Raw genomic sequence first — 18,530 nt, 5'->3', positions numbered from 1 at the left:
ATCCGTGGAGCGGGATGCTTAATAGTTGAAAGTCTTGACCAGCAGCAGGTCACCGATGGCCCGCAGGGGCACGATGAAGGTCTCGCGTTTTTCGTCGACGGTGTTTTCGTTGAGTACCAGGTTGATCTGCGAGGTGATCACCTCGTTCTGGTTGCTGGTCTCATCGAAGTTATAGCCGCCACTGCCGAAGTTGCCCCAATAGTTCACGTAAACCAGATAGGTGCCATGCATCGGTGCGGTCATGGTGAACATTTCCGGGCCGGGGCCATCGACGCCGTCCGGGTCTAGACCGCCGCCGTTGGTCAGCGCTGAGTGAGCCCAGAACGCGTGCTGGCCATCGGGGGTAATGATGTGCAGATCGAGTTCGGCTTTCGGGTCATCCCAACCCAGCACCACGCGAATCCGCGCCGGGGTGCGCAGGTTATTGGCTTCATAGAATTGAACGCGCTTGAGCGATTGGCCTTCGGAGCTGCGCACTTCGACACTATTGGAGCCGGCGCCGAACGCATACGGCCGGGCGAAACGCCCCTGGTCGTCGGTGTACAGATTCAAAGGATTGCCGTTGACGGCCAGGGTGTGCGGCCCTCGCTGGGTGCCGATGGCCTTGAGCTGGCCCTGGATCATGGTGCGATTGCGCTGCACACCGCGATCGATGGGTGGCGTGGGATAGGCGACTTGAGGATTTTCACTGCGGTCCAGCAGGCCGGAATAACGCCAGCCACCCACCGGTTCCGACACCTCGGCCGAAGGCTCGGCCCAGGCAGAGGTCGCGCAGACGAGCCCCATCAACAATAGAAGAAATGAACGCATGTGACGCCTCCTGCCATGCATAACGAAACCTTGCGCCTGATCCTCGGCGCGTTACAGATCCAAAAACTGCGTTTCGTCAGAAAGACCCATGACTATCGGGTCGTAGAAGGCGCGAAGATTAGCCATTCGACGGATTTTTAACAATCGGATACATCTATTTTCGCGGTGGGATTCACGGTGATTGTTGGGCGTGAGCCGAATAGCGAGGTTATTCGGCTCACCAAATGAGCCGAATAACCCGCACCGTAAAACCGTATTGCGATTTGTAGCAGCTGAAACCAGTGGCCGAAACACCCCGCTCATTTGCCCATAACCCCCATGTCTGCTAGTGTCGCGCCGGTTTAACGTCAACCGGAAATAGCCGCCATGGCCCGCAAAAAAGCTGCACTGGATTTCGAACAATCTCTCGCTGACCTGCAAACGCTGGTGGAGCGTCTGGAGAACGGCGAATTGTCGCTGGAAGACTCGCTGACGGCTTTCGAGCAAGGCATCGGTCTTACCCGCGATTGCCAGGCGGCGCTGGCCCAGGCCGAGCAAAAGGTTCAGGTGCTGCTCGAGCGTGATGGCGAGCTGGCCGAGGAACCCTTCGACGCGGATCAGCCAGAATGATTGCAGCGTATTCGGCGACCAGCCAGGCCCGCGTCAATGCTGCACTGGAAACCCTGTTCAACGCGCCAAGCCCTGAGCTCGCGCGTCTGTACGAAGCCATGCGCTACAGCGTGATGAATGGCGGCAAACGGGTCCGCCCGCTGCTGGCCTACGCCGCGTGCGAAGCGCTGGGCGGCAAGGCTGAGCAAGCCAACGGCGCGGCATGCGCAGTTGAACTGATTCACGCTTATTCCCTGGTGCATGACGATTTGCCGGCCATGGACGACGACGATCTGCGTCGCGGCCAGCCGACCACTCACAAAAAATTCGATGAAGCCTGCGCGATTCTGGCCGGTGACGGCTTGCAGAGCCTGGCCTTCAGCGCCCTGCTCGACCCTCGCCTGAGCAACTCTGACGCTGAAATCCGCCTGCAAATGGTCAGTGCTCTCGCATTGGCCGCAGGCCCGGCAGGCATGGTCGGCGGTCAAGCCATTGACCTCGGTTCGGTCGGTCTGAAGCTCGATCAAAAAGCCCTCGAAACCATGCATCGGCACAAGACCGGCGCGCTGATCGAGGTCAGCGTCAAACTCGGCGCCCTGGCCAGCGGCCGTGCGGAGAAGGACGAACTGAAGTCTTTGCAGACTTATGCACAGGCCATTGGCCTGGCGTTCCAGGTGCAGGACGACATTCTCGACGTCGAAAGCGATACCGAAACCCTCGGCAAACGCCAGGGCGCCGACATCGCCCGCGACAAACCGACCTATCCGGCCCTGCTCGGCCTCGATGCGGCCAAGGCTTATGCGCTGGAACTGCGCGATCAAGCCCTGCACGCGCTGCGACCGTTTGACGCGGCAGCCGAGCCGTTGCGCGATCTGGCCCGTTATATCGTCGATCGGCGCAGCTGACGGCGTATCCGCCAAAAGAAGTCCAACGCGTGGGCAGGGGGCGATGCATCAGGTAAACTGCCACATCTTTTATACCTATAACGATTCGCCTGATGCCCACGACGTTTCATGAGATTCCCCGCAAGCGCCCGACCACGCCCCTGCTCGACCGTGCCAACACGCCGGACGGCCTGCGCCGGTTAGGCGAAGCCGAGCTGGAAACCCTGGCCGATGAATTGCGCCAGGAATTGCTCTACACGGTCGGTCAGACCGGCGGGCATTTCGGGGCCGGCCTGGGCGTCATCGAGCTGACTATCGCGTTGCATTACGTGTTCGACACCCCGGACGACCGGCTGGTGTGGGACGTGGGTCATCAGGCCTATCCGCACAAAATCCTCACCGGCCGTCGCGAGCGCATGGGCACCCTGCGCCAGAAGGACGGCGTCGCGGCCTTCCCGCGTCGTTCCGAGAGCGAGTACGACACCTTTGGCGTCGGCCACTCCAGCACGTCGATCAGCGCAGCGCTGGGCATGGCCATTGCCGCCCGCCTGCAAAACAGTGATCGCAAGGCGATCGCCGTGATCGGCGACGGCGCACTGACTGCCGGCATGGCCTTCGAGGCGCTGAACCATGCGCCGGAAGTGAACGCCAATATGCTGGTGATCCTCAACGACAACGACATGTCGATCTCGCGCAACGTCGGCGGGCTGTCGAACTATCTGGCGAAAATCCTTTCCAGCCGCACTTACGCGAGCATGCGTGAAGGCAGCAAAAAGGTCCTGTCGCGCCTGCCCGGCGCCTGGGAAATCGCCCGTCGCACCGAAGAATACGCAAAAGGCATGCTGGTCCCCGGCACGCTGTTTGAAGAGCTGGGCTGGAACTACATCGGCCCGATCGATGGCCACGACCTGCCGACCCTGATCGCCACCCTGCGCAACATGCGCGATCTGAAAGGCCCGCAGTTCCTGCACGTCGTCACCAAGAAAGGCAAAGGCTTCGCCCCGGCGGAAGTCGACCCGATCGGTTACCACGCGATCACCAAACTCGAACCGCTGGACGCTCCGGCCGCCGCGCCGAAGAAAGCCGGCGGACCGAAGTATTCCGGTGTGTTCGGTGAATGGCTATGCGACATGGCCGCGTCTGATCCGCGTTTGGTGGGCATCACTCCCGCAATGAAAGAAGGCTCCGATCTGGTGGCCTTCAGCGAGCGTTTCCCGCTGCGCTATTTCGATGTGGCGATTGCCGAACAACACGCCGTGACCCTCGCCGCCGGCATGGCCTGCGAAGGCGCGAAACCGGTGGTGGCGATTTATTCGACGTTCCTGCAACGTGGCTACGATCAATTGATTCATGACGTCGCGGTGCAAAACCTCGACGTGCTGTTCGCCATCGACCGTGCCGGTCTGGTGGGCGAGGACGGCCCGACTCACGCGGGTAGCTTCGACCTGTCGTTCCTGCGCTGCATCCCCGGCATGCTGGTGATGACCCCGAGCGACGAAAACGAACTGCGCAAAATGCTCACCACTGGCCACCTGTTCAACGGCCCGGCGGCGGTGCGTTATCCGCGCGGCTCTGGCCCGAACGCGACGATCGAGAAAAACCTCGAGCCGATCGAAATCGGCAAAGGCGTGGTTCGTCGTCAGGGCAGCAGAGTCGCCCTGCTGGTCTTCGGCGTGCAACTGGCCGAGGCGCTGAAAGTCGCTGAGACGCTGGATGCAACCGTGGTCGACATGCGCTTCGTCAAGCCACTCGATGAAGCACTGGTTCGCGATATCGCCAGCAGCCATGAGCTGCTGGTGACTATCGAAGAGAACGCAATCATGGGCGGTGCCGGTGGCGCCGTCAGCGAGTTTCTCGCTCGCGAAAACATCCTCAAGTCGATGCTGCACCTGGGCTTGCCGGACAGTTACGTCGAGCACGCCAAGCCTGCGCAAATGCTGGCCGAATGCGGGCTGGATGAGGCCGGGATCGAAGCGTCGGTGCGTGAGCGGTTGCAACTGCTGAACATCTAAAGACACATACAAAACCCTGTGGGAGCGAGCTTGCTCGCGATAGCGGTCTGACAGTCGACATATTCGTTGACTGACACACCGTCATCGCGAGCAAGCCCGCTCCCACATTGGTTTTCATGCCTTTCAAAACTGTACTCGCTACAAAGCCTACGGACTGCCGATGAAACTCTCCCGCCTCGCCCTGACGCTGACTCTGCTGCCGGCCGGCCAACTGCTGGCCGACACCTTCGAACGCGACCAGGCCCTGAAGCTTCCCGACGTGCTGATCAGCGCTAACCGTCAGGTCGAAGCGCGCAATGACAGCAGCGCCGCCAACACCGTGTTCACCCGCGAAGACATCGATCGCCTGCAACCGAGCAGCGTGACTGACTTGCTGCGTCGTGTGCCGGGTGTGCAGGTCGGGCAAACCGGTGGGCGCGGGAGTCTGCCGGGGATTTACATCCGCGGCACCAAGTCGGCCCAGAGCCTGGTGCTGGTCGACGGCCAGCGCATCGGCAACGCCACCTCGGGCGACAGCAACCTGCAACACATCAACATCGAACAAGTCGAGCGCGTGGAAGTGTTGCGCGGCTCCCGCTCGGTGATTTATGGCAGCGACGCGATTGGCGGGGTAATCCAGATTTTCACTCGTCGCGGCGACGAACCCGGCCTGCAACCACGAATGCACGTGGGCTTTGGCAGCAACCAGACCTGGGAACGCAGCCTCGGCCTGTCCGGCGGCGACGAGCAGACCCGGTTCAATCTCGGTGCCAGCCTCGATGAAACCGCCGGAATCAATCGCACTCACGAGTCGTATCCCAGCGACGGCGATCATGACGAATACCGCAACAAATCGGTGAGCTTGAGCCTGAGTCACGCCCTCACCGATGACATCGAAATCGGCGCCAACCTGCTGGATAACCGTGGCAAAAGCGAGTTCGACAATCCGTTCGGCCGCTTCGACATGGACACGTTCGAGTCAGTCCAGCAGCAGCCCTACAGCGACTTCGCGGTGAGCAGCGTCAGCAGTTACGTCGATGCGCGTATCAATGACCTGTGGAAAACCCGCGTCGAGTTCGGCCACAGCGAAAACCGCGAGAAGACCCTCGACAAGCTCAGCACTGAACGCAACGTGTTCAATACGTATCGCGATTCGGTGAACTGGCAGAACGACCTGACCCTCGACGAGCGCAACAGCCTGATCCTCGGCGGCGACTGGTACGAGGACCGGATCAACAGCAGCACGCCATTCGACGAGGACAGCCGCTGGAACCGTGCGGCGTTCATTCAGCATCATTACCAGGCGGACAGCTTCTCCACGGAACTGGGCCTGCGCCGGGACCAGAACCAGCAGTTCGGCGGCCAGAACAGCTGGAGCGGCACCTTCACCCTGCCGCTGAATCCGGACAACGATGTGCTGCTGACCTACAGCGAAGGCTTCCGCGCGCCGACGTTCAATGATCTGTATTACCCCGACTTCAGTAATCCAGACCTGAAACCCGAGACCTCGAAAAGCTACGAGCTGCAATGGCGCAGTCAACTGACCGACACCGCTCGCCTGGAAGCTTCTCTGTACCGTACGGACCTGGAAGACGCGATTATTTTCGGTAGCAACTCACGGCCGCAGAACGTCGCCTCGGCACGCATCAACGGGTTCGAAGCGGCTTTGAAACAGGAACTGTTCGGCTGGCAGAGCAGCCTCGGCGTGGCGATCATCGACCCGCGCGATCGCGATAGCGGCCACACCCTGGCTCGTCGCGCGCGGCGGACCTTGAGCCTGGATCTGGATCGGCAGTTCGACCGGCTAGGGCTCGGCGCCAGCTGGCAAGCAGTGAGCAGCAGCTATGACGATGAGAACAATCAGCAGCCGTTGGGCGGGTATGCGTTGCTGGGGTTGCGCAGCAGCTGGGAATTGAATCGTGAGATCAAGCTCGAGCTGAAGGTCGATAACCTGCTGGACAAGGGTTATAGCCGGGCGCTGTACAGTCATGACGGCAGTCAGTATGGGTATCGTGAGGAAGGTCGAGCGTGGATGTTTGGGGTGACCTGGACGCCAGAACTCTGACCTGAGGTTAGCGGCGTTTGGGCTGGCCCCATCGTCGGAACGCCGCCCGGACCAAGCTCGCTCCCACAGGGGTTTTGTGTCGTTCACAAATCCAGTGTGGGAGCGAGCTTGCTCGCGATGGCCGCACCTCGGTATCAGTGATCCGGCGCGATGACTTGGCAAAGCTTGGCCGTCGCTTCGATCATCTGCCCGCTCGGCCGCTCCAGTCCCTTGTCCGTCACCAGCAGCAATTGCCCCTGCGCCGCTGCCGTCACCTGCGGCCACGACTTCCATGCATCAAGTTGCGCCTGATCACTGGCCAGAATCACGTCTGGATTGCGCTGCAATACCGCCTCAATACTGACCTGCGGCGCCGGCAGGTTCAGGTCGGCAAACACATTGCGCGCCCCGCACACTTCAAGCGCATCGCTGATGATCTGCCCGCCGCCAACGGTGTACAGCGGTCGATCCCAGACCTGATAAAACACCCGCAATGGCACATCCCGACGATAACGCTGGCGCAGCGAATCCAGGCGCTGACGCAACTTTTCAGCCAGTGAAACGCCACGTTCTGGACGGCCGAGCTGTGAGGCAATCGCCTCGATCTGTGAAGTGAGTTGTTCGAGGTTGTGGGATTCGGCAACGTAGGTCGGGATGTTCAACCGCTTGAGCTGTTCACGCTGGGCCGGGCCAACGCTGCCGGGCCAGAGCAACAGCAGATCGGGCTTGAGACTGAGCAATCGCTCCATGTCCAACTGGCCGTAGCGGCCAACCGAAGGAAGGTCTTTGAGCTCGGCAGGACGCTCACCGGCATCCAGCACACCCACCAGCAGGTCGGCTGAACCCAGCTCAACAACGATTTCAGAGAGCGATGGCGCGAGGCTGACAACGCGTTCGACCGCAGCCGCCGGGCCGCTGACGGCCAGCAGCAAAACCGCCAGCCAGACGGGTCGCATCAGCCGAGTTGACGCGGGATACGGTAGAGGTAAAACAACACCAGGGTCGACAGCGACAGCAGCATCAACGGCACGGCTTCGAGGCCGACGAATACCGCCAGCGCGCCGATCCAGGCCGGCAGGCCGGCAGCCAGGAATGCCGTGCGACGCTTGGCAGCCAAGGCGATCCAGGCAGCAGGTTCTTCAGGGGTGTCGAGGGCTTTTTGAGTGGCGATCAACGCGTGTTTGTAGCCGCCAAAGAATTTCAGGCTGACAAACATCGACGCCACACCGGCGATGAACAATGGCATCGCCAGCACCGGCAGGATCGCCTCGCTCTGGCCAAAAACGCCGTTGATCACGAACAGCGGCACCAAGGCCAGCGCCAGGTATTGCCACCAATTGACGGACAGTCGCCGCCGAACCTGACCCCGGGTCACGCCCGGTCTGCCTCACCCTGGTGCTCGTTGCCCATCATGTGGTCGAGCTTGCTGGCCTTGGTGGCCAGGTAAAGTTTGTTATGCGGGTTATGGCCGGTGTGCAGCGGCACGCGCTCAGCAACCACGATGCCCATGTCGGTCAAGGCTTTGACCTTACGTGGGTTATTGGTCATCAGACGCAGTGATTTCACGCCCAGGTGCTCCAGCATCGGCAAGCACATGGCGTAGTCACGTTGGTCGGCGGCAAAGCCCAGACGCTCGTTGGCTTCAACGGTATCGGCGCCGCCATCCTGCAACTCATAGGCGCGGATCTTGTTCAGAAGGCCAATGCCGCGACCTTCCTGACGCAAGTACAGCAACACGCCACGACCTTCACGGGCGATGGCTTGCAAAGCGGCCTCAAGTTGCGAGCCGCAGTCGCAACGCTGGCTGAACAAGGCATCGCCGGTCAGGCATTCGGAGTGCAACCGGCCGAGTACCGGGGCACCGTCGTCGAATTCACCCAGGCTCAGCACAACGTGCTCGCGCCCGTTTTCTTCATCGAGAAAGCCGTGCATGGTGAATTGCGCAAAAGGCGTTGGCAGCTTGGAAGCGGCGACAAAAACGACAGGCACCGGTGTGCTCCTGATCAATAAGTACTGGAGATTCGCAGACGCGGCATTGTAACAGCACGTTCCTACAGACGCTTAGGCTGAATTATGGGGCATAACGATCAAAAAGTTAGATCACTGGTGCGCCACTTCACCCTGTGGGAGCGAGCTTGCTCGCGATAGCGGTGTGTCAGTCTGCATATTCGTCACTGAAACACCGCTATCGCGAGCAAGCTCGCTCCCACAGGGTTCACCATCAACCCATAGAGCCGTGTTCAGTTCGGGTCAAACGGATACGGTTGTTTCCAACGCTCGAAGATCGGTTTCAGCTGGCCGTTTTTCACCAGTTGCTCCATGCGTTGATCGAACAGCGCCATCAGTGTCCGGGCCTTGGGGGTCTTGGCAAAGCACAGATACAGCGGTAATTCCGCAATGTGGGTGCGACGGAACTGCGACGGATCCTTGGCCCACCTGAGGACATAGTCGACCTCGGTCAGTGCGTCGATGTAAAAATCGGCTCGGTTGCGGGTCAACATCGACAAAATCCCGGTACGCCGCATGACTTCGTTATAGCGGCGTATGTTGGGCAGGTAATCCTGAAAGTCGTAGCCGCGGACCCAGGCCAGTCGATAGTTGCCCAGGGTTTCCGGGGTCGGCGCGGGGTTGCTGGCCAGACCCAAGGCATAGATGTGATCGGTATCGAAGTTCCAGCGCGGATAGAGCAGATCGCTGGACTCATCACGATAGGAGCCAACACAGGCATCCACTTCGCCGCGCTGGGCCAGGCCCATGGAGCGAACGTAGGGTTCGCTGCGGATGTCCAGCTTGACCCCCGCTGGCTCGAAGACTTCCCGCAACACGTCCCAGCCCAAACCGTGGCCATCGGCGGCGGTGTAGTCTTCCCAATCTTCGCTGGCCAGATGAATCACTGACGGAGTCGTCGCCTCGTCACCCGCCTGGGCGAGCGAGCAAAACATCGCGAAAACCATCACAGCCAACCAGCGTCCAGCCATCCCTAGTCCCCTGTTTCGCCCTTCAGGCGAAAATCCATACCAACCCTTGCATCCCCAACCACGCAAACACCCCGGCCAACACGTCATCGAGCATGATCCCGACGCCGCCATGCACATGCCGGTCAATCCAGTGGATCGGCCACGGCTTGAGGATGTCGAAGAAGCGGAACATCACAAACCCCGCCAGCAGCCAGTACCAACCTTCCGGCACCAGCCACAAGGTGATCCACATCCCGACCATTTCATCCCAGACGATGCCTTCGTGGTCGTGTACCCGCAAATCGTCGGCAACCTTGCCGCACAGCCAGAAGCCGAACAGCATGGTGATGCCGAGCATCAGCCAGTAACCCCAATCGGGCAGCATCTGCCACAACGGGATAAAGGGTAGCGCAACTAACGAACCCCAGGTGCCCGGTGCTTTTGGCAAGGTGCCCGAGCCGAAGCCGAACGCCAGGAAATGCCACGGATTGCGCCAGACCGAGGGCGGTACGAATTCCGCCGGGACCTGTTTGGGATGATCTGTCACGGTGTCTCCCGAAAATGTTGATAGCCCCGGGCTTGCGGGGTGATGTCTTGTCCGTCTGCGTCCAGCAGCACCACGCCCTGCCCCGTCACAACACGGCCGACCACATGGATCGGCCAGCCGTCGCTCAACAATTGCGGCAACTCGACGGACGGCAAGGTAAAGGCCAGCACGTAATCATCACCGCCGCTCAGGGCCGCTTTTTCGGCACCCGATTGACCGAGGAAGGCCACTAAAGCTTTCGACAATGGCAGCGTGTCCCGTTCAACCTGAATGCCGACCTGTGACGCGAGGGCAATATGCCCGCAGTCCGCGAGCAGGCCGTCGGAGATGTCCAGCGCCGAGGTGGCTTTGCCGCGCAGCGCCTGGCCCAACGCGAGTTGCGGCTGCGGCGACCAGTAATGTGCCAGCAGTGGATCGGCGATGGCGGCTTCAGCCGTCCGCTGACCGAGTACTAGCGGCAATGCCCCCGCCGCGTTGCCAAGTTCACCGCCAACGCACAGCAAATCGCCTGGCTGCGCACCGCTTCGGGTCAACGCCAAACCTGCCGGCACACGACCGAATACGGTCATCGTCAGGCTCAACGGTCCACGGGTGGTATCACCACCCACCAGCGCCACACCACAGTTCTGCGCCATGATATTCAAACCACGGGCGTAGGCGTCCAGCCAATCGGCGGTCACCGTCGGCAAGGTCAGGGCAAGGGTAAAGGCTACGGGAGTGGCGCCCATGGCAGCCAGATCGCTGACGGCCACGGCCAGCGAGCGCTGGCCGAGCAGAAACGGGTCGCAAGGATCTGCGAAATGCACACCGGCAACCAGCGTGTCGGTGGAAATGGCCAACTGCTCCCCGGGGGGAACAGCCAGCAAGGCGCAGTCGTCACCGATCCCAAGGGCAACGCCTTCGCCGCCTTGCGCACAGGGCGCGGCGGCGAAGAAATTGCGGATCAGCTCAAACTCGCCCATGGCTGAGACAAAGTATTCAAGCGCCGATTAGCGCTTGAACGCCTTCACTTCAGCTTCACGCAAACGCGGGGCCAGCTTGTCGAGTACACCGTTGACGAACTTGTGGCCGTCGGTGGAACCGAAGACTTTCGCCAGCTCGATACCTTCGTTGATCACAACGCGGTACGGCACGTCGACGCGCTTGAGCAGTTCCCAGGTCGACAGGCGCAGAACGGCCAGTTCAACCGGGTCCAGCTCTTCGATGGTGATGTCCAGGCACGGCGTCAGTGCAGCGTCGATTTCAGGCTTGTGAGCCGGAACGCCGTGCAGGATGTCGTGAAAGTAAGCGGCATCGACATCGCTGAAATCGTTATCGACCCGAAACTGCGCTTCGATCTCGTTCAAAGATTGCTTGGCCATGTGCCATTGGTACAACGCCTGAGTCGCGAGCTGACGGGCTTCGCGACGCTTGACGCTTTTCGATGGCTTGCCGGCATCCGCAGGCTTTGGATCGCGCGGGTTGAAACGATCGCTTTCGTCGCTAATCACTTGGCCTCCAACTGCGCCAGCAGGCTGACCATTTCCAGAGCGGACAGGGCAGCTTCAGCACCTTTGTTACCGGCCTTGGTGCCGGAACGTTCGATGGCTTGCTCGATGGAGTCAACGGTCAGCACGCCAAATGCGACTGGAACGCCGAACTCCATGGACACCTGGGCCAGGCCCTTGGTGCATTCGCCAGCCACGTATTCGAAGTGCGGAGTACCGCCACGAATGACCGCGCCCAGGGCGATGATTGCCGCGTACTCGCCCTTCTGAGCGACTTTCTGCGCAACCAGCGGGATTTCGAAGGCGCCAGGTGCGCGGATGATGGTGATGTCGCTTTCGCTCACGCCGTGGCGAACCAGGGCATCAACTGCACCGCTGACCAGGCTTTCAACGACGAAGCTGTTGAAACGGCCTACTACCAAAGCGTAGCGGCCTTTAGGGGCGATGAAGGTACCTTCGATGGTCTTCAGGGTCATTCGTTAGATCTCTTAAAGAGCCGGGACGCGTTTTCTACGCGTCCCTCAGTGATGTGTTAACCGCGAATCAAGGACTGGAAACAACCGGTCATTATTCGGAGGGCACGTATTCTACAACTTCCAGATCGAAACCGGATATCGCATTAAATTTCATTGGCGCACTCATCAGGCGCATTTTGCGCACGCCCAGGTCCCGAAGGATCTGCGAACCGGCACCGACAATGCTGTAGGTGGTCGGTTTTTTCGCCGGTACGTGCTCCGCGGTTTCGCGGATATGCGCCAGCAACACGTCGCCATCGAGCGGGTGACCGAGCAACAGCACCACGCCACTGCCCGCCTCGGCAACCGCGGCCATCGCGGCGCGCAGGCTCCAGCGGCCAGGCTGCTTGACCATCAACAGGTCGCGCAGCGGGTCCATGTTGTGCACCCGAACCAGGGTCGGCTCTTCGGCGCACACGGTGCCCAGGGTCAGGGCCATGTGCACGTCGCCTTCCACGGAATCACGATAGGTCACCAGGTTGAATTGGCCCAGTTCGCTGTCCAGTGGCTGCTCGGCAATCCGCTGAACGGTACGTTCGTGGATCATCCGGTAGTGAATCAGATCGGCGATGGTGCCGATCTTGATGTTGTGTTCGGCAGCAAACGCTTCCAGTTCCGCGCGGCGGGACATGGTGCCGTCGTCGTTCATCACTTCGCAGATCACGCCGCTCGGTTCGAAACCGGCCATGCGCGCCAGGTCGCAGGCGGCTTCAGTGTGACCGGCGCGAGCCAGGGTGCCACCGGCCTGGGCCATCAGCGGGAAGATGTGGCCGGGGCTGACGATGTCTTCAGCCTTGGCGTCTTTTGCGGCAGCGGCCTGCACGGTGCGCGCACGGTCGGCGGCGGAAATGCCGGTGGTCACGCCGGTGGCGGCTTCGATGGACACGGTGAACTTGGTGCCGAAGCCGGAACCGTTGCGCGGCGCCATCAAGGGCAGCTTCAGCAGTTCGCAGCGCTCGCGGCTCATCGGCATGCAGATCAGGCCACGGGCGTGCTTGGCCATGAAGTTGATGTGCTCGGCCTTGCAGCACTCGGCGGCCATGATCAGGTCGCCTTCGTTCTCGCGGTCTTCGTCATCCATGAGGATGACCATCTTGCCTTGGCGGATGTCTTCAACCAGTTCTTCGATGCTATTGAGCGCCACAAGGCACCCCCTTGGGTCAGGATTTGAGGTAGCCGTTGGCGGCTAGAAAGCTTTCGGTGATGTTTCCAGAAGTCGGCTCTGCGGCCTTGTCGCCCAACAACAGGCGTTCCAGATAACGTGCCAGCAAGTCAACTTCGAGGTTCACCCGGCGACCTGGCTGATAAGACGCCATGATGGTTTCGCTCAGGGTGTGCGGAATGATGGTCAGCATGAACTCGGCGCCATCGACCGCGTTCACGGTCAGGCTGGTGCCGTCGACGGTGATCGAGCCTTTATGGGCGATGTACTTGGCCAGCTCTTTCGGTGCGCGGATGCGGAACTCCACAGCACGAGCATTCTCGGTACGGGCAACCACTTCGCCCACGCCATCGACATGGCCGCTGACCAGATGCCCGCCGAGGCGAGTGGTCGGGGTCAGAGCTTTTTCCAGGTTCACCGGGCTGCCGCTTTTCAGGTCATTCATGGCGGTGCAGTCGAGGGTTTCGCGGCTGACGTCCGCCGCAAAGCCGTTGCCTGGCAACTCAACCGCAGTCAGGCACACGCCGTTGACCGCGATGCTGTCGCCCAGTTTGACGTCGCTCAGATCGAGCTTGCCGGTTTCTACATGTACCCGCACATCGCCGCCTTTTGGGGTCAATGCACGAATACTGCCGATGGATTCGATGATGCCGGTAAACATGGAGTCCTCCTCGAGAACAGGGCCGTCGCGTGGCGCAGGCCCGCAATTATACGCTCGCCGCTGGCGAAGGAATGGCGATGACTCGCCAGTCATCGCCAACCGCGCGAATTTCGGTGATTTTGAGTTCAGGCGCATCCTTCATTTGCGCGAGCGGCCAATCCAGCAATGGGCGCGCGGACGAGCCCAAGAACTTGCCGGCGATAAAGATCTGGAATTCATCCACCAGACCTTGCTGGGCAAAGGCACCGGCCAGACGCGGGCCGGCTTCGACCAACACTTCGTTGACACCGCGATGAGCGAGTTCGACCAGCAGTTTGCGCAGGTCGACCAAGCCATCTTCGCCGGCCACAATCAGGCATTCCGGGCCGTTGGCGTATTGCTCTTCGATCGCCATGCAGGTGGCGACCAGCGCCGGGCCAGCCTTGAAGAACGGCGCATCCAGCGGCACTCGCAAGCGGCCGTCGATCAGCACGCGCAGCGGCGGACGGCTCATGGCCAACGCCGTTTGTTCAGCGTCCAGGCCCAGTTCAGCGGCACGCACGGTCAAACGGGCGTTATCTGCCAGCACCGTATCGGCGCCGGTCAGTACCACGCTGGCCTGAGCGCGCAGGCGTTGCACCGCCGAACGCGCGGCTGGGCCGGTGATCCATTGGCTTTCGCCGCTTTCCATCGCCGTGCGACCGTCGAGGCTCATGGCCAACTTGACCCGCACGAATGGCAAGCCGTGTTCCATGCGTTTAAGGAAGCCTTCGTTGAGCTTGCGCGCCTCGCCTTCCAGCACACCGCTTTCGGTAGCGATGCCGGCCTGGGCCAGACGCTCCATGCCGCGACCGGCCACCGACGGGTTCGGGTCCTGCATCGCCGCAACCACCCGGGCGACCCCGGCATTCACCAGCGCATCGGCACAGGGCGGCGTCCGCCCGTGATGGCTGCACGGTTCGAGGGTCACGTATGCCGTGGCGCCACGAGCCTTGTCGCCAGCGGCGCGCAAGGCGTGGACTTCGGCGTGAGGTTCGCCAGTGCGCACATGCCAGCCTTCGCCGACAATCTGCCCGTCACGCACGATCACGCAGCCAACCCGAGGGTTGGGGTGTGTCGTGTAATGACCTTTGCGCGCCAGTTCCAGGGCACGGGCCATGTAATGGGCGTCGAGGATGGCAAGTTCTACAGAGGTGGTCATTCTTTCACCGGCTCTCTGGCCAGGCGATCGATCTCTTCGCGGAACTCGTTGAGGTCCTGGAAGCGCCGATACACGGAGGCGAAACGAATGTAGGCGACTTCGTCGAGCTTTTGCAGCTCGGCCATCACCAGTTCACCGACGACAAGGGATTTAACCTCTCGCTCACCGGTGGCGCGCAGTTTGTGTTTGATGTGCACCAGCGACGATTCGAGGCGTTCGACACTCACCGGGCGCTTCTCCAGCGCACGCTGCATGCCGGCGCGGAGTTTTTCTTCGTCGAACGGCTGGCGGCTGCCGTCGGTTTTGATCAGGCGCGGCAACACCAGTTCGGCCGTCTCGAACGTCGTGAAACGCTCGCCGCAGGCCAGGCATTCACGCCGGCGGCGCACCTGTTCGCCCTCGGCGACCAGACGCGAGTCGATGACCTTGGTGTCGTTGGCACCGCAGAAGGGACAGTGCATGGTGGCAGGCAACAAAAAAAGGGAGGGCCATGGTAGCGCATCCCCGTGGCAAGACAAGCCATAGGGTTTGCGGTATACAGACGGGCTATAGAGCTAGATCCATGGATTTCACCTTGCTGGAGCCGAAAATGTCCCTAAGACCGCTCGTTTTGCTCAGTCTTTTCAGCCTGCTGGTGGCCTGCAGCAGCGATGCGCCCAAGCCCCAGCCGCCGACGCCAGGCCCTGCCCCACAGGCCGCACAGAAAAAAGCCAAAGAGTCCGCAAACCTCGGCCCGCTGCCCGCTTATCAGCGTGAATTGAGCGGCACCCTGCAAGGCGTGCCGGCCGACGCCGAAGTCGAACTGGCGCTGCTGGTGATTGACGAAAAGGGCCGCCCGCAACAATTGCTGGCCAGTTCCAGCCTGATCGGCACCAATCAGATTCTGCCGTTTCACCTGCGTTTCAACCCGGAATCCTTCCCGGTCGGTGCCCGCGTTGAACTGCGGGGCCGCGCCAGCCAGTCCGGCCAGCTGATTTTGCATCTGCCGTCGCAAGTCATCAGCCAGCCAACGACGCAAGTGCTGGGTCAGCTGCAATTCGTCAAAGCGCCATGATTGCACCGCTCTACCTGCAACAGGCGTTAGGCGAACTGCTCGGTGACGCGCAGCTGGTTGCCTGTGAATTGCCGGACACCGATCTGAAGCTTTGGCTGATCGACGGCGACAACATGGACCGCGCGTTCAGCCCGGAAGAAACCCGGCGGATTCTCCATGAACCGCCTTATTGGAGTTTTTGCTGGGCCAGTGGGCTGGCGGTCGCCCGTTATCTCGCCGAATTCCCTGAGTGGGTCAAAGGCAAACGGGTGCTGGATTTCGGCGCCGGTTCCGGGGTGGCGGGGATTGCGGCGGTGAAGGCCGGCGCGCTGGAAGTCGTCGCCTGTGACCTCGACCCGCTGGCGATTGCCGCGTGCCGGGCGAATGCCGAACTCAATGACGTACACCTCAACTACTCGACGGATTTTTTCGCCGAGGCGGATCGGTTTGATCTGATTCTGGTGGCCGACGTGCTGTACGACCGGGCGAATCTGCCGTTGCTCGATGAATTCCTGAGTCGCGGCCAGGAAGCCCTGGTGGCCGATTCGCGCGTAAGGGATTTTCGCCACCCGTTGTATCAACGTATCGAGATGCTGGAAGCGATGACCTTACCCGATCTGGCCGAGCCCGAAGAGTTTCGGCATGTGAGCCTCTACCACGCGCGGCGCGGCTAGCCTTATAGTTGCCCCATTCACGCTTTTACGAGATCCCCCATGAGTCAGGAAACGCCGTACATCTTCGACGCCACGACTGCCGATTTCGAGCAGTCGGTGATCGAGAACTCTTTCCACAAACCGGTGCTGGTGGATTTCTGGGCCGAATGGTGTGCGCCGTGCAAGGCCTTGATGCCGATGCTGCAAACCATCGCCGAGAGCTATCAGGGCGAGTTGCTGCTGGCCAAGGTCAACTGCGACGTCGAGCCGGACATCGTTTCGCGCTTCGGCATTCGCAGCCTGCCGACGGTGGTGCTGTTCAAGGACGGTCAGCCGGTGGATGGTTTTGCCGGTGCACAGCCGGAATCCGCCGTGCGCGCGATGCTTGAGCCTCACGTGCAAATGCCGCCGCCGGCTGCTGCCGACCCGTTCGAACAGGCTCAGGCGCTGTTTGATGACAACCGCTTTGCCGACGCCGAAGCCACCCTGAAAGTGCTGCTGGGCGAAGACAACACCAACGCCAAGGCGCTGATTCTCTACGCCCGCTGCCTCACCGAACGTGGAGAGCTGGGTGAAGCGCAAACCGTGCTCGACGCGGTCAAGAGCGATGAGCACAAGGCCGCCCTGGCCGGCGCCAAGGCGCAGATCCAGTTTCTCGGCCAGGCCAAGGATTTGCCGGATGCGGCAGACCTGAAAGCGCGCCTGGCAAAAAATCCGCAGGACGATGAAGCGGTTTATCAGCTGGCGATCCAGCAACTGGCCCGTCAGCAGTACGACGCGGCGCTGGATGCGTTGCTCAAGCTGTTCGTGCGCAATCGCAGCTACAGCGAAGGCTTGCCGCACAAGACCTTGCTGCAGGTGTTCGAACTGCTGGGCAACGATCACCCGCTGGTGACCACGTACCGCCGCAAGTTGTTTGCTGCGCTGTATTAACCTGCGTTGATCCAGCTGTAGAGCGGCGTATCTGCGCCGCTCGTCACCTTCACATCAGCGCAGTGGCGCAAACGCACCAGCAGCCGCTTGCCCGACGCCGCGCTGCCGGTCAATCCTTCCAACTGATCCAGCAAATCCGGCCCGCTCAATTGCCCGGCCTTGTGCAGCAAATCCTTGGCGATTTGCCACAGCGCATCATCCTGATTGATCGGTTTTGCCGGCGCAGCACTGGCCTCGGGGTTCACCACCTGCAATTGCGCACCGAGCCGTGCCCAGTCGCCGTCATCCATCTCCAGCGTCAAATCCACCGGCCAGTCGCCGATGCTTCCGCGTATACGCAACATGAGTCTGCTCCTGCACATTTCTGACTTGTATGCTCCCATGGGACTTGTGCAACGCCAAGCAGGCGGTCAAACTCTCGCCACTTACGTTATAAGATTACATAACAAATTCTTCATTTTACTTTCCGGAGATCCGCCATGCGCCGTCTGCTTCTCGCTCTGCCGTTTGCCCTGTTGCCGCTGACCGTCGCCCACGCCGCTGATGAACATGATCATGATCATGAGCACGGCAGCCTCGGCGCCCACGAACATGGTGTCGGTCGCCTGAACGCAGCATTGGATGGTCAGACCCTGGAGCTGGAGCTGGAAAGCCCGGCGATGAACCTGGTGGGTTTCGAACACGCCGCCACCACCGACGCCGACAAAGCCAAAGTCGCCGCCGTTCGTGCGCAGCTAGAGAAACCACTGGTGCTGTTCAACCTGCCGAAAGCCGCTGGTTGCGTGGTCGCGACTCAGGAACTGGAAAGCCCATTGTTCGGCGACAAGCCCGATGCCGATGATGATCACGACAAAGATGCCAAAGACGAGCATCACCACGACCACAGCGAAATCCACGCCCATTATCAATTCAGTTGCTCGGCACCGGGCGCACTGAAAAACCTGGACCTGGCGAACATCTTCAACACCTTCCCGGCGACCCAGAAGATTCAGGTACAACTGATCAGCCCGAGCGGGCAGCAAGGGGTTGAAGTGACGGCCAAGGCTGCCGCCCTGAAACTCTGACACTCTCATAGAAATTGGCTC

The 18,530-nt window shown here is 61.0% G+C and carries 22 protein-coding genes; 8 read left to right on the top strand and 14 right to left on the bottom strand.

Annotated features, from left to right (window positions below; translation table 11 throughout):
* Positions 1 to 18: 18 nt before the first annotated feature.
* A complete protein-coding gene (locus tag MO767_RS08560) occupies positions 19 to 810 on the bottom strand; it encodes a DUF2135 domain-containing protein (RefSeq protein WP_123367661.1) in 792 nt (263 codons plus the stop codon).
* 366 nt (positions 811 to 1,176) lie between these two features.
* Between MO767_RS08560 and MO767_RS08555 the strand changes: the two genes are divergently transcribed.
* The 4 genes from MO767_RS08555 to MO767_RS08540 all read left to right on the top strand — a co-directional run bounded on the left by MO767_RS08555 (position 1,177) and on the right by MO767_RS08540 (position 6,338).
* The gene (locus MO767_RS08555; RefSeq protein WP_007894317.1) at positions 1,177 to 1,419 is read left to right on the top strand and encodes an exodeoxyribonuclease VII small subunit; all 243 of its coding nucleotides are present in this window, start codon (positions 1,177 to 1,179) and stop codon (positions 1,417 to 1,419) included.
* Positions 1,416 to 2,303, top strand: a complete 888-nt coding sequence (gene ispA / locus MO767_RS08550) for a (2E,6E)-farnesyl diphosphate synthase (RefSeq protein ID WP_282480139.1) — start codon at positions 1,416 to 1,418, stop codon at positions 2,301 to 2,303. The genes MO767_RS08555 and ispA overlap by 4 nt, the downstream gene beginning before the upstream one ends.
* 92 nt (positions 2,304 to 2,395) lie before the next feature.
* A complete protein-coding gene (gene dxs / locus MO767_RS08545; RefSeq protein ID WP_282480138.1) occupies positions 2,396 to 4,294 on the top strand; it encodes a 1-deoxy-D-xylulose-5-phosphate synthase in 1,899 nt (632 codons plus the stop codon).
* A 160-nt stretch (positions 4,295 to 4,454) separates the two neighbouring features.
* A complete protein-coding gene (locus tag MO767_RS08540; RefSeq protein ID WP_282480137.1) occupies positions 4,455 to 6,338 on the top strand; it encodes a TonB-dependent receptor in 1,884 nt (627 codons plus the stop codon).
* 134 nt (positions 6,339 to 6,472) lie between these two features.
* Here the strand turns inward: MO767_RS08540 and MO767_RS08535 are convergent, their stop codons facing one another.
* From MO767_RS08535 to nrdR, 12 genes are all read right to left on the bottom strand, one after another.
* On the bottom strand, positions 6,473 to 7,273 hold the full coding sequence (locus MO767_RS08535) for a cobalamin-binding protein (protein ID WP_282480136.1): 801 nt from the start codon (positions 7,271 to 7,273) through the stop codon (positions 6,473 to 6,475).
* Positions 7,273 to 7,692 (bottom strand): MFS transporter, encoded by a 420-nt coding sequence (locus MO767_RS08530; protein ID WP_095131408.1) that lies wholly within the window; start codon positions 7,690 to 7,692, stop codon positions 7,273 to 7,275. The genes MO767_RS08535 and MO767_RS08530 overlap by 1 nt, the downstream gene beginning before the upstream one ends.
* Positions 7,689 to 8,306: a GTP cyclohydrolase II gene (ribA, locus tag MO767_RS08525; RefSeq protein WP_045057501.1), complete on the bottom strand. Its 618-nt coding sequence runs from the start codon at positions 8,304 to 8,306 to the stop codon at positions 7,689 to 7,691. The genes MO767_RS08530 and ribA overlap by 4 nt, the downstream gene beginning before the upstream one ends.
* Positions 8,307 to 8,557: 251 nt before the next feature.
* A complete protein-coding gene (locus MO767_RS08520; protein ID WP_282480135.1) occupies positions 8,558 to 9,295 on the bottom strand; it encodes a transporter substrate-binding domain-containing protein in 738 nt (245 codons plus the stop codon).
* 22 nt (positions 9,296 to 9,317) lie between these two features.
* On the bottom strand, positions 9,318 to 9,821 hold the full coding sequence (locus tag MO767_RS08515) for a phosphatidylglycerophosphatase A (protein ID WP_282480134.1): 504 nt from the start codon (positions 9,819 to 9,821) through the stop codon (positions 9,318 to 9,320).
* Positions 9,818 to 10,783 (bottom strand): thiamine-phosphate kinase, encoded by a 966-nt coding sequence (gene thiL, locus MO767_RS08510; RefSeq protein ID WP_282480133.1) that lies wholly within the window; start codon positions 10,781 to 10,783, stop codon positions 9,818 to 9,820. The genes MO767_RS08515 and thiL overlap by 4 nt, the downstream gene beginning before the upstream one ends.
* Before the next feature lie 27 nt (positions 10,784 to 10,810).
* Positions 10,811 to 11,311 carry a transcription antitermination factor NusB gene (nusB, locus tag MO767_RS08505; RefSeq protein WP_008153530.1) on the bottom strand — a complete coding sequence of 167 codons (501 nt, stop codon included), beginning with the start codon at positions 11,309 to 11,311 and terminating at the stop codon, positions 10,811 to 10,813.
* Positions 11,308 to 11,784 (bottom strand): 6,7-dimethyl-8-ribityllumazine synthase, encoded by a 477-nt coding sequence (gene ribE / locus MO767_RS08500; protein WP_003185938.1) that lies wholly within the window; start codon positions 11,782 to 11,784, stop codon positions 11,308 to 11,310. The genes nusB and ribE overlap by 4 nt, the downstream gene beginning before the upstream one ends.
* 91 nt (positions 11,785 to 11,875) lie before the next feature.
* Positions 11,876 to 12,967 carry a bifunctional 3,4-dihydroxy-2-butanone-4-phosphate synthase/GTP cyclohydrolase II gene (gene ribBA, locus MO767_RS08495; protein WP_282480132.1) on the bottom strand — a complete coding sequence of 364 codons (1,092 nt, stop codon included), beginning with the start codon at positions 12,965 to 12,967 and terminating at the stop codon, positions 11,876 to 11,878.
* 16 nt (positions 12,968 to 12,983) lie between these two features.
* On the bottom strand, positions 12,984 to 13,646 hold the full coding sequence (locus MO767_RS08490) for a riboflavin synthase (protein ID WP_282480131.1): 663 nt from the start codon (positions 13,644 to 13,646) through the stop codon (positions 12,984 to 12,986).
* Between the two features lie 46 nt (positions 13,647 to 13,692).
* Positions 13,693 to 14,826: a bifunctional diaminohydroxyphosphoribosylaminopyrimidine deaminase/5-amino-6-(5-phosphoribosylamino)uracil reductase RibD gene (gene ribD, locus MO767_RS08485; RefSeq protein WP_282480130.1), complete on the bottom strand. Its 1,134-nt coding sequence runs from the start codon at positions 14,824 to 14,826 to the stop codon at positions 13,693 to 13,695.
* On the bottom strand, positions 14,823 to 15,287 hold the full coding sequence (nrdR, locus tag MO767_RS08480) for a transcriptional regulator NrdR (protein ID WP_003228656.1): 465 nt from the start codon (positions 15,285 to 15,287) through the stop codon (positions 14,823 to 14,825). Before nrdR ends, ribD begins: the two co-directional genes overlap by 4 nt.
* Positions 15,288 to 15,415: 128 nt before the next feature.
* Between nrdR and MO767_RS08475 the strand changes: the two genes are divergently transcribed.
* From MO767_RS08475 to trxA, 3 genes are read left to right on the top strand one after another with little or no spacing between them, the layout of a single operon-like run.
* Positions 15,416 to 15,880, top strand: coding sequence for a hypothetical protein (locus MO767_RS08475; protein ID WP_282480129.1), 465 nt, complete (start codon positions 15,416 to 15,418; stop codon positions 15,878 to 15,880).
* Positions 15,877 to 16,533 (top strand): 50S ribosomal protein L11 methyltransferase, encoded by a 657-nt coding sequence (locus MO767_RS08470; protein ID WP_282480128.1) that lies wholly within the window; start codon positions 15,877 to 15,879, stop codon positions 16,531 to 16,533. Before MO767_RS08475 ends, MO767_RS08470 begins: the two co-directional genes overlap by 4 nt.
* A gap of 39 nt (positions 16,534 to 16,572) precedes the next feature.
* Positions 16,573 to 17,445 (top strand): thioredoxin, encoded by an 873-nt coding sequence (gene trxA, locus MO767_RS08465; RefSeq protein ID WP_129440809.1) that lies wholly within the window; start codon positions 16,573 to 16,575, stop codon positions 17,443 to 17,445.
* Here the strand turns inward: trxA and MO767_RS08460 are convergent.
* Entirely contained in the window at positions 17,442 to 17,789 is a 348-nt protein-coding gene (locus MO767_RS08460; RefSeq protein ID WP_282480127.1) for a hypothetical protein, read from the bottom strand. The genes trxA and MO767_RS08460 overlap by 4 nt on opposite strands.
* A 135-nt stretch (positions 17,790 to 17,924) precedes the next feature.
* Here MO767_RS08460 and MO767_RS08455 point away from each other — a divergent pair, with 135 nt between their 5' ends.
* Complete coding sequence (locus MO767_RS08455) at positions 17,925 to 18,509, top strand: DUF2796 domain-containing protein (protein ID WP_282480126.1); 585 nt, start codon at positions 17,925 to 17,927, stop codon at positions 18,507 to 18,509.
* Positions 18,510 to 18,530 lie beyond the last annotated feature (21 nt).

Origin of the sequence: Pseudomonas sp. UYIF39, from assembly GCF_029963765.1 — a bacterium.
In the GTDB taxonomy this organism is placed as follows: domain Bacteria; phylum Pseudomonadota; class Gammaproteobacteria; order Pseudomonadales; family Pseudomonadaceae; genus Aquipseudomonas.
Note: the sequence above shows the minus strand (reverse complement) of the source record. Positions and strands in the feature narration are given on the sequence as shown.